This is a genomic window from Nocardia sp. NPDC004722 (assembly GCF_053601505.1).
Genome location: NZ_JBSGBY010000317.1, coordinates 1 through 9,707, shown reverse-complemented (window position 1 = coordinate 9,707; position 9,707 = coordinate 1). Strand labels below are relative to the sequence as shown.

Below are 9,707 nucleotides of genomic sequence, written 5' to 3'. Positions count from 1 at the left end.
GCGTCTTCTCCGACACCGACGACATGCTGCGCGGGTCCCTCGATCGCGAACAGGCCGCCGCCGTGGCCCAGATACTTCCCCTTCTGACGACCCTGCGGGCATCGAACGATCCGGCCGCCGCCCTGCTGGTCTACCTCGACGGCTTCCTCACCGAGGTCCTCGCCGCCCCCGACCGCTGGCGTGCCGCCTTCGCCTTGGTCGACAGCACCACCCCCAAATTCCGCCGCCGCGTCGACAAGCAACGCAAAGCCATCACCGGCGTCTTCGAGGACTATCTACGCCAGGCACCGACCCCGCCCGGCACCGACATCGAAATGACCGCCCGGGTCATCTTCACCTTCATGTGGGAGGCAGGCCGCATGATCCTGTCCGAACCCGAAACCTTCTCGCGCCCACGCCTGCTCGCCTTCGCGCGCACCCTCGTCACCGAACACTTCGGCCCCTCCGGGCAACCCGGGCGATGAACCGCCGCGCCGGGATGGGTTATGGTCGGGGCATGCCCATCGCCGCTCGACTCGCCCCCGGATGCCGCCCGCGCGGCTGCCGGGCGCCTGCGCGGCGCGTGCACGGACGTCGGGTGCGGTATGTGATCGGGTCCGAACCCGGTCAGGTCAACGGGATGCGATGGCGCGGTGCGCCGCGCACCGTTCGGGGTTTCTGAGGATCCACTTTTCGGTGCGGACGGGCGCGTTGTCGCAGCCATCATCAACCGCACTACCGGGGCCGTGCGTGCCCCGGATCAGGAGTGGGTCCATCATGACCGACGAATTCTTCATCCCGGCCCCCGAGGGCCAATTCCCCAGTGCCGAGGGCTATTTCGGCAGTTTCGGGGGCAAGTTCATTCCGGAGGCGCTCGTCGCGGCGGTCGACGAGGTCGCCGTCGAGTACGAGAAGGCCAAGATCGACCCCGGGTTCGTCGCCGACCTCGAGGAGTTGCTGGTCAACTACGCGGGGCGGCCGACGGCGCTCACCGAGGTGCCCCGGTTCGCCGCGCACGCGGGTGGCGCGCGGGTGTTCCTCAAGCGCGAGGATCTCAATCACACCGGCTCGCACAAGATCAACAACGTGCTGGGGCAGGCCCTGCTCGCCAAGCGAATGGGCAAGTCCCGCATCATCGCCGAGACCGGGGCGGGTTCGCACGGGGTGGCGACCGCGACCGCGTGCGCGCTGTTCGGGCTCGAATGCGTCGTCTACATGGGCGAAGTCGACACGCAACGGCAAGCATTGAATGTGGCTCGAATGGAAATGCTGGGCGCACAGGTCATTCCGGTGACCTCCGGGTCGCGGACGCTCAAGGACGCCATCAACGAGACGTTCCGCGACTGGGTGGGCAGCGTGGAGAACACCCACTACATCTTCGGCACGGTCGCCGGACCGCATCCGTTCCCGGCCATGATTCGCGACTTCCAGCGGGTCATCGGCGTCGAGGCGCGGCGGCAACTGCTGGAACGCGCCGGGCGGCTGCCCGATGCGGCGATCGCCTGTGTCGGTGGCGGTTCCAATGCGATCGGCCTGTTCCACGCCTTCCTGACGGACGCGGCCGTGCGGCTGATCGGCTGCGAGGCCGCCGGGCACGGCATCGAGACCGGCGAGCACGCGGCCTCGCTGTCGGCGGGCGAACCCGGCATCCTGCACGGTTCCCGCTCGTATGTGCTGCAGGACGAGGAAGGGCAGATCACCGAGGCGCATTCGATCTCGGCCGGACTCGACTACCCCGGCATCGGCCCCGAACACTCGTTCCTGCACGATTCCGGGCGCGGCGAATACCGCCCGATCACCGATGACGCGGCGATGCGGGCGTTTCGGCTGCTGTCGGCGACCGAGGGCATCATTCCGGCGATCGAGAGCGCGCACGCGCTCGCCGGAGCGCTCGAGGTCGGCCGGGAGCTGGGTCCGGACGGACTGCTCCTGGTCAATCTTTCGGGTCGCGGCGACAAGGATATGGCCACGGCCGCAGCGTATTTCGACCGTAACGGCGAGGAGAACACCAAATGAGCGGGAACATCCAGCTGTTGCACGACACCCTCGCCAAGGCCGAATCGGAGAACCGGGCCGCCTTGATCCCGTATCTCCCGGCCGGGTTCCCGACCGTCGAGGGCGGGATCGCCGCGATCACCACCGTCCTCGACGCGGGCGCCGACATCATGGAAGTCGGACTGCCGCACAGTGATCCGGTGCTCGACGGCCCGGTCATCCAGACCGCCGACGATATCGCCCTGCGCGGCGGACTGAAGATCGCGGATGTCATGCGCACGGTCCGTGACGCCCATCGCGCCACCGGCAAACCCGTACTGGTGATGACGTACTGGAATCCCGTGTCCCGCTACGGCATCGAACGCTTCGCCGCCGAACTCGCCGAGGCCGGCGGCGCGGGCTGCATCCTGCCGGATCTGCCCGTCCAGGAATCCGCCGAATGGCGCGCACACGCGGCCGCCCACGACCTGGCCACCGTCTTCGTCGTCGCCCCGAGCAGCACCACCGAGCGTCTCGACGAAATCACCTCGGCCGCCACCGGATTCGTGTACGCCTCGGCCCTCATGGGCGTCACCGGCTCCCGCGAGTCGGCCGGGAACGCCGCGCAAACCCTGGTTCGCCGGGTCGAGTCAGCGACCGAACTGCCGGTCTGCGTCGGCATCGGCATCTCCGACGCCGCCCAGGCCGCCGAGGTCGCGGCGTTCGCGGACGGGGTGATCGTCGGCACGGCGCTGGTCAAGGTGCTACTGGACGCACCCGACGAGGAGTCGGGCCACACCGCCCTGCGGTCCCTGACCGCGGAACTCGCCGCCGCCGTCCAGCGCGGGGAGTAGCGAATCCTCCCGGTTCAACGACGACCACGACCGCTGAACACCGCCCCGCATCCGACCGGAAGGCCGGATGCGGGGCGACCGCGCCGGTGGGCCCCAGGGCATCCCGCTCACCGCTCCTGCGGGTGTGCGGGGTGGGAGGCGTGTGCGAGCATGGCGCGGTGGCTGGTGGAACGCAATTGTGGCCGGTTGTCGACCTGGACGATCTGCTCGACGTGCTCGATCTCGGGGAGGTGGGGGCGGGGCGGTTCCGGGCGCGGAATGTGAGCTCGACACTGCCGTCCACGCTGGGTAGCCAGACCCTCGCGCAGGCGGTGGTGGCGGCCGAGCGGACGGTGCCGCATATGGCGGTGCAGTCGATGCACGGGGTGTTCCCACGCGGCGGGTATGCCGATCGCGAGGTCGACGTGCATGTCGAGGTCGTGCAGTCGGGGCGGGCGCTGGCGACCGTGCAGGTGTCGTTCTCCCAGGAGGCCCGCGAGCACGCGCGGGTGCTCGCCATGCTGAGCGTCGACGAGCCCGACTTCCTCGCGCACGGCGCGACCGTCCCGGCCGATGTGCCCGGCCCGGACGAGTGCGCGGAGTTGCCGTGCGCCCTGTTGCCCTGGGAGGTGCGGACTTTCGGTGGAGCCGACGCGGTCGCGCTCGACCTTTCCGGCCCGCCGACCCTGGACGTCTGGATGCGCTGCGACAAGGCTCCGGACCTGCCCACGACAGCCCGGGCCCTGCTGGCCCACGGCAGCGAAGCCTTCCTGGGCCCGGTCGCGATGCGCCCCTACCCGGACGCCGAGATCACCCGCCGCGGCGGGCGCGGGGCCTCCGCCCTGCTAGCCCAGACCATTACCTTCCACCGTCCCTTCACCCTCCACGACTGGCTGCTGCTGCGCTGCGAGAGCCCGTTCGCGGGCAGCGGCCGCATGTACGAGCGAATCCAAATCTTCACGCGCACGGGCGAACTGGTCGCCTCAGCGACCGCGCACGGCGTCATGCGCGCCCACACCTGATCCCCCGTTGTGTCGGCGCGGATACACAACGGCCGTCGCCGCGCCGACAGACCCGATCGCCGTTTCTCCACAGAATTGTGTTCGCAGACAACACGATCCGCTGGGAGAGAAATCCATGTCGAAGGTCACCGCCCTGTTCGGCGGCACGCTCGCCGCCCTCGCCGCCACCGCGGCCCTGACCCTGCCCGTCGCCCCCGCCGCCTACGCACAGCCCGCCACCCCGACGGCCGCGGCCCCCGCACCGGCGAAAACCCAAGGCTGGCTGAGCATTTACGGCGGCACCGCCGCGCAGGGCGTCAATGCGGTGCAGTTGCGGGTGGTCACCGACGCCAAGGTCGGACTCCGCGTCGTCGACCGCGACGGCCGTTCCCTCTACCGCTTCGACAAGGACACCGCCGACCCCTCCAAGTCGAACTGCACCGGCGATTGCGCCACCACCTGGCCGCCCCTGCTGGTCAGTCGTGGCCAGTCCCTCTACGTCGACGGCATCGACCCGGCCCGCACCGGCTTCATCGAGCGCCCCGACGGTTCCTGCCAGATCACCGTCGGCGGCTGGCCCGTCTACTACTTCTCCAAGGACAAGACCCCCGGCGACCTGAACGGCCAGGGCGTCGGCGGCACCTGGTTCGCCGTCAACCCCAACGGCGGCAAGGCCCTTGCCAAGTAGCAGGGACCTGGGCCGGAGAATGGTGCTACTGGGCCGCGATGGCCGGGCTGATGGCGGTGCCGCCGCTGACGTCGACCACGTTCGCGGTGATCCAGCGGGCGTCCTCGGAGACGAGGAAGGCAACCACGTCGGCGATGTCGGCGGGTTGACCCACCCGACCCAGGGCGGTGACAGCGCTGAGCCCGGCCCGCGCGGCGGGGTTGGCGGTGAAGAAGGCGGCCATGCCCTCGGTCTCGGTCGCGCCCGCCGCCACCGCGTTCACGGTGATGCCACGCGGACCGAGTTGAACCGCAAGGGTTTTGGTGAGCACGTCGAGCGCGCCCTTGCTCATGGCGTAGGCGATCTGGGACGGGGCCGCCACACGTGGGGCGCACGAGGAGATGTTGACGATGCGGCCACCGTCCCGCAGCAACGGGATCGCCCGCTGCGAAATGAACAGCGGCGCGGACACATTCACGGCGAAGAGGCTGTCCACCGCGTCCGGGGTGAGCTGTTCGATCATCCCGTTGCCGCCACCGCCGCCCGCGTTGTTCACCAGAATGTCCAGCCGTCCGTCCGGCAGCCGCGCGGCCAATCCGGTGAACAGCGCTTCGATTCCTGCGGGCGTGCTCAGGTCGGCGCGCAGCGCGAAGGCCCGGCCGCCCGCCGCCTCGATCGCCGCGACGGTGTCGGCGGCCGCCTGATCATCGTGTCCGTAGTGCACCGCGACCTGCGCGCCGTCGGCCGCCAACCGCAGGGCGATGGCCCGGCCGATTCCGCGGGAAGCGCCGGTGACGAGGGCGAATGTGCCGTTCTGCGACATGGTGAACTCCTGTGCTCGGGTTTGTTTCCTCGACACAGACGTTCGCCGACGGCGCTCACCAAACCCTCACCGCGCGCTCACCGCGCCGCCGATCAGCCCCTCCAGGACAACAGCTCGGACACCGGCAGGCGCCCGCATGGGATCGCGGTCGGCGCGGCCTGGTTCGCGAGATCCGGGTAGCCGAGCGCGATCGCGTGGCGGGGTGTCCAGCCCGGCGGGAGGGCGACCGCCGCGGCGGCACGGCGAACGTTCTCGACGGGATGGAAGGTGGTCAGGCAGCTGCCGAGGCCGTGCCCGGCGGCGGCCAGGCACAACGATTGCGCGATCCGGCCCATATCGAATTCCGTGTCGGCGAAACCGTTCTCGGCCGAGGCGAGAATCAGCACCAGGGGCGCGGCGGCCAAGTGGACGGCGTATCCGCCGAGCCCCGCCAGCGTCCGGCGGGTGGCGGGGTCCGTCACCGCGACGAACCGCCAGGGCTGGCGGTTGCGCGCCGACCCGGTCCACCGCGCCACGTCGACAATGGCCTCGACCGTGGCCACGGGAACCGCGTCGGACCGGAAATGCCGCACCGACCGCAATGCCTGGATCGCCTCGTTCACCGCGCCGACCCTACCGAGCGGTCTCCGTCCGGAAACGCACCGCACACCGTAGGGTGTGGATCGAAGCAGTCGGCCCGCATCATTCGGATTCGGTCACCCGGCCCCACGGCGGGAAGTAATGCACATGACCTCTGCACGTCAGACGCTCCATCACGAACAAAGCGAATTCAGCGCGGCGCGTGCCGCGGAGAAGGCCGCCTGCGAGAAGCAGAACGCCACGGCCGCGCTCACCGTCGCCAGCCACGCCCTCGACGCCGCGGACTGCGCGCATCTGCTCGAGATGCTCGGCCTGGACGCCGCGAGCACCAAGGAGTAGCGCGCCGGGAATGGTCACCGGGCCCAGGGGGCCACGATCGGCGGTTGGCCGGGGATGAGTCCCTGACCGCCGACCGGCAGCACCACGATCGCCTCGAACGGCTCGGTGCCCGGGTTGGCCATGGCGAACAGCTGGTGGGCGGGGACGATGAGCGCGTCCCCGGCGGCCACGGTGAACGTCTCCCCGTCCATGGTGACGTTCATCGCGCCCGACAGGGCGATGAAGATCTCCTCGCGGTCGAGGGCGTGCGCGGGGGCGTCGGTGCCCGGTTTGAGGGTGAGCCGCCAGGCGGAGTTCTCCTTGGAGCCGCGACTCGGTGCGGCCAGGCCGAGGAAGCTCGCGTGCTCGTTGTCGAAGCGGGGTGCGGTGTCGGCGGTGATGAGCGGCATGACTGTCCTCTGAAATCTGTTGTGCGGGTGAGTTATTGCGTCCAGGGCGGGCTGACCGGGTCGCCGCCGGGCGCTTGGGCGTAGGCGCCGACCGGCAGGATCGCGACGGCCTCGAAGGGTTCCGCGCCGGGAACCGACAGGTGGAACAGGGTGTGCGCCGGGATCACCAGCGCGTCCCCGGCACGGAAGTCGCGGGCCTCACCCTCCATCTCGATCCGGGCCGTGCCGGAGAGCGCGATGAAGATCTCCTCCCGCGAAACCTCGTGCGCGTGACCGGGGTTGCCCGGTTCCAGGGTGAAGCGCCAGACGCTGTTCTCCACCGATCCCCGGCTGGGCGCGGCCAGCCCGATCGCGGTCATTCCGGGGCCTTCGAACACGGGTGCGTCAGCGGACTTGACGAGTGGCATGCTGAGTCTCCTAAACTTCAACCAAGGTGTTCAACTTCAGTTGCACAACTACAGTTGAACATATCGACGAGAAGGGGTCAAGGGATGGATTTCGGGATCCTGCTCGGCCAGGCGTATCAAGCCTTCGTGCTGGAGTTGCACGCCCGGCTGGGCGAGCGCGGCCACGCCGTACTGGGCGCGTCCTACGGCTTCGTGCTGCGCGCGCTGGCCGAGAACGCGCTCACCGCAAGCCAATTGGCGGAACGCCTGGGCATCACCGCGCAGGGCGCGGCCAAGGTGGTGGACGAGATGGTCCGGCACGGCTATGTCGAACGCCGCCCCGACCCCGCCGACAAGCGCGCCAAACTGCTGCACCTGTCCGACCGCGGCCGCGACATGCTCACCACCGTGCGCGAATTCCACGCCGCCTACGAACGCGACCTGATCGCCCGCGTGGGTGCGGATCAGGTCGCGACCGTTCGCGCCGTCCTCGGCGAAATCGCCGCCGCGGCACCGTCTTCCGGTATGGACCGCGCCTTCCGCCCGCTCTGAGGGACCGAGACCGCCACTCCGGCGACCGGATCACTCCGGCGGCGTGCGACGGAAGTCCGCGGGCGCGCGGCCGGTCCAGCGCCGGAAGGCCCGGGCCAGCACGCGATGATCGCGATAACCCAGCTGCGCGGCGATCGATCCGACCGAATCGGTGCGATCACGCAGCAGGGCGATGGCCAGGTCGCGGCGGACCATCTCCAGTTCCGCGCGCCAGGTCGTGTCGTGCTCGGCCAACCGGCGCTGCAACGTGCGGCCGCTGAGGCTCAGATCCTTGGCCACGTCCTCCAGTTTCGCGGCGGGCCGCTCGGACAGCTGGGCACGCAGGACCGCGCGGAAGACCTCCAGCCACGGCAGCTCCGGACCGATGTCCGCGAGGGCCTGGCGGGCGTGCCGACGCAGAATCGCATGCAGGAAGGGATCATTCGACCGGGCGGCGGCGCCGAGGAAGGTGAGCGCGTCCCGGTCCTGGCCGAAATGGATATTGCCGGTCCCGAACGCGCGCACCAGATAGCCGCGGTCACGCGGCGCGGGGTGCGAGAAGTCCACGCGCACCGGGATTCCCGCCTCGCCGAAGCCCGCCCGGGCCCGGCGCGCCGTGACCACCATCGCGAACTCCCGATGGGCCGCGCCGAAGGGCTCGCGGTGCGGCGCGTCGGAATAGCTTGCGGTGAGCAGTGATCCGTCCTCGAGTACCTCGAGCTCGACGCGCCGATCGCAGATGGTGGCGTTGTAGGCGGAGGCCGCGCGCAACCCCTCGGCCAGGGTCGGGGCGGTGCTGATCAGGTAGTCCCACACGTAGAGTCGCCCGTGTTCGGCGTACTCGGCGGCCAGCACTCCCGCCTCGGCGCCGGCCAGTTCGTAGAGCAGCGCCCACAGTCTCGTGACGTCGGTGGTCGGCACCCGGACCCCGCGCTCGACGACCAGCGCCGGATCGCCGCCCAGCGCGCGGGCGATCTGCGTCTCCCCCGCGCCCGCGGCCCGGGCCGCGTCCACCAGGACCCCCACCACATGCGTCGACACGGTGCTCACCGGCGCGGCCATCTCACATCACCTCATCGTGGAAAGTTCATCGTGAGCCCGTCAACCCGGGCCGGGCGCGCACTATTCCGTGGCGTTCGGGCCGTATCGGCGGTGGCGTGGAATGTCCCGGGCGCGGCGGATTTCGTCCCGTCCACCGCCCCGCACGGTCCGTAGATTCGGCAAGGTGCCTTTCGCCCGACTCACCCTCGCGGCCGCGGACATCGCGGACGACACCCGCTCCCTGCTCGTCACCGAGATCACCGATCTGCTCGACAAGGTCCTGCTCAAGGACGCCGCGCACGCGGTGGTCCAGATCAACCTGACCGCACCCGACCGCTGGTTCGTCGGCGGGCAGCCGCTCGACGGGGCCGTCGGGGCCCACCTCGAGGTCAGCATCACCGCCGGTACCAATACCTCCGGGGAGAAGGCCGAGTTCATCGAGCGCGCCTACTGGCTGCTCGCCCGGCACCTGCGCACCCTGCCCGACGCCGTGTACGTCGCGCTCTACGAACTCGACGGCGAGAGCTACGGCTACAACGGCGTCACCCAGCTGGCGCGGCTGCGCCACGATCCCGTCGGGAGGGACTGATGAAATCGATCTCCGCCGCCATCGTGATCCAGGCGCCGCCGATACGCGTCTGGGAGGTCCTGGTCGATCTGCGCGCCTACCCGGAGTGGAATCCCTTCATCCGGGAGGCGTCCGGGGAGATCGCGGTCGGAAACACGTTGAACCTGCGCATGTTTCCGATCACCGGCGGACGACCGACCACGTTCAAGCCGACCGTGCTGGCCGCGTCGCCCGGTGCCGAGGTGCGCTGGCTGGGACGTCTGCTGCTGCCCGGCATCTTCGACGGTGAGCATTCCTTCACCCTCACCGCGACGGCCGACGGCGGCACCGAAGTCGTTCAGGCCGAGAAGTTCTCGGGCCTGATCGTGCCGTTCGTCGGCGGCTCCATCCAGGACACGCAGGAGAGCTTCGTCGCCCTCAACGAGGCATTGAAGAAGCGCGTCGAGCACTCCTGAACGGATTTGCCGAGGTGTCCGAGGTCCACGAGGGGTGGCCCCGGACACCTCGTGCGTTCACGCTGAATCCGAGGGACCACCACGGTCCGGATCCGATCGACCACTCCGGTCCGAATCCGTTGCACGACGCCGGAACTCGTCC

15 protein-coding genes are annotated in these 9,707 nt (G+C 69.8%); 10 read left to right on the top strand and 5 right to left on the bottom strand.

Features of this window, described 5'->3' with window-relative positions; genetic code table 11:
* The 6 genes from ACWELQ_RS27225 to ACWELQ_RS27200 all read left to right on the top strand — a co-directional run.
* The coding region (locus ACWELQ_RS27225) for a TetR/AcrR family transcriptional regulator (protein ID WP_452399888.1) at window positions 1–464 on the top strand (464 nt) is incomplete at its 5' end.
* Window positions 461–661: a tryptophan biosynthesis modulator TrpM gene (gene trpM / locus ACWELQ_RS27220; protein ID WP_452399887.1), complete on the top strand. Its 201-nt coding sequence runs from the start codon at window positions 461–463 to the stop codon at window positions 659–661. The genes ACWELQ_RS27225 and trpM, both read left to right, overlap by 4 nt.
* A gap of 95 nt (window positions 662–756) precedes the next feature.
* A complete protein-coding gene (gene trpB, locus ACWELQ_RS27215) occupies window positions 757–1,995 on the top strand; it encodes a tryptophan synthase subunit beta (protein WP_452399886.1) in 1,239 nt (412 codons plus the stop codon).
* Window positions 1,992–2,807 carry a tryptophan synthase subunit alpha gene (gene trpA, locus ACWELQ_RS27210; protein ID WP_452399885.1) on the top strand — a complete coding sequence of 272 codons (816 nt, stop codon included), beginning with the start codon at window positions 1,992–1,994 and terminating at the stop codon, window positions 2,805–2,807. The genes trpB and trpA overlap by 4 nt, the downstream gene beginning before the upstream one ends.
* 158 nt (window positions 2,808–2,965) lie before the next feature.
* A complete protein-coding gene (locus ACWELQ_RS27205) occupies window positions 2,966–3,808 on the top strand; it encodes an acyl-CoA thioesterase (RefSeq protein ID WP_452399884.1) in 843 nt (280 codons plus the stop codon).
* A 115-nt stretch (window positions 3,809–3,923) separates the two neighbouring features.
* Window positions 3,924–4,475 carry a hypothetical protein gene (locus tag ACWELQ_RS27200; protein ID WP_452399883.1) on the top strand — a complete coding sequence of 184 codons (552 nt, stop codon included), beginning with the start codon at window positions 3,924–3,926 and terminating at the stop codon, window positions 4,473–4,475.
* Between the two features lie 25 nt (window positions 4,476–4,500).
* On the opposite strand, the gene ACWELQ_RS27195 is transcribed toward ACWELQ_RS27200, so the two are convergent.
* Together ACWELQ_RS27195 and ACWELQ_RS27190 are read right to left on the bottom strand one after the other, a co-directional pair.
* Window positions 4,501–5,277, bottom strand: a complete 777-nt coding sequence (locus tag ACWELQ_RS27195; protein ID WP_452399882.1) for an SDR family NAD(P)-dependent oxidoreductase — start codon at window positions 5,275–5,277, stop codon at window positions 4,501–4,503.
* Between the two features lie 92 nt (window positions 5,278–5,369).
* On the bottom strand, window positions 5,370–5,879 hold the full coding sequence (locus ACWELQ_RS27190; protein WP_452399881.1) for a nitroreductase family protein: 510 nt from the start codon (window positions 5,877–5,879) through the stop codon (window positions 5,370–5,372).
* 124 nt (window positions 5,880–6,003) lie between these two features.
* Here ACWELQ_RS27190 and ACWELQ_RS27185 point away from each other — a divergent pair, with 124 nt between their 5' ends.
* Window positions 6,004–6,195: a hypothetical protein gene (locus ACWELQ_RS27185; protein ID WP_452399880.1), complete on the top strand. Its 192-nt coding sequence runs from the start codon at window positions 6,004–6,006 to the stop codon at window positions 6,193–6,195.
* A gap of 14 nt (window positions 6,196–6,209) precedes the next feature.
* Here the strand turns inward: ACWELQ_RS27185 and ACWELQ_RS27180 are convergent, their stop codons facing one another.
* On the bottom strand, window positions 6,210–6,584 hold the full coding sequence (locus ACWELQ_RS27180) for a cupin domain-containing protein (RefSeq protein ID WP_452399879.1): 375 nt from the start codon (window positions 6,582–6,584) through the stop codon (window positions 6,210–6,212).
* A gap of 32 nt (window positions 6,585–6,616) precedes the next feature.
* Window positions 6,617–6,991 carry a cupin domain-containing protein gene (locus tag ACWELQ_RS27175; protein ID WP_452399878.1) on the bottom strand — a complete coding sequence of 125 codons (375 nt, stop codon included), beginning with the start codon at window positions 6,989–6,991 and terminating at the stop codon, window positions 6,617–6,619.
* 84 nt (window positions 6,992–7,075) lie between these two features.
* Here ACWELQ_RS27175 and ACWELQ_RS27170 point away from each other — a divergent pair, with 84 nt between their 5' ends.
* Window positions 7,076–7,522: a MarR family winged helix-turn-helix transcriptional regulator gene (locus tag ACWELQ_RS27170; RefSeq protein WP_452399877.1), complete on the top strand. Its 447-nt coding sequence runs from the start codon at window positions 7,076–7,078 to the stop codon at window positions 7,520–7,522.
* A 30-nt stretch (window positions 7,523–7,552) separates the two neighbouring features.
* On the opposite strand, the gene ACWELQ_RS27165 is transcribed toward ACWELQ_RS27170, so the two are convergent.
* Entirely contained in the window at window positions 7,553–8,563 is a 1,011-nt protein-coding gene (locus ACWELQ_RS27165) for an AraC family transcriptional regulator ligand-binding domain-containing protein (RefSeq protein ID WP_452399876.1), read from the bottom strand.
* Between the two features lie 163 nt (window positions 8,564–8,726).
* On the opposite strand from ACWELQ_RS27165, the gene ACWELQ_RS27160 reads away from it, so the two are divergent.
* Window positions 8,727–9,131 carry a tautomerase family protein gene (locus tag ACWELQ_RS27160; RefSeq protein ID WP_452399875.1) on the top strand — a complete coding sequence of 135 codons (405 nt, stop codon included), beginning with the start codon at window positions 8,727–8,729 and terminating at the stop codon, window positions 9,129–9,131.
* Window positions 9,131–9,565 (top strand): SRPBCC family protein, encoded by a 435-nt coding sequence (locus ACWELQ_RS27155; protein ID WP_452399874.1) that lies wholly within the window; start codon window positions 9,131–9,133, stop codon window positions 9,563–9,565. Before ACWELQ_RS27160 ends, ACWELQ_RS27155 begins: the two co-directional genes overlap by 1 nt.
* Window positions 9,566–9,707 lie beyond the last annotated feature (142 nt).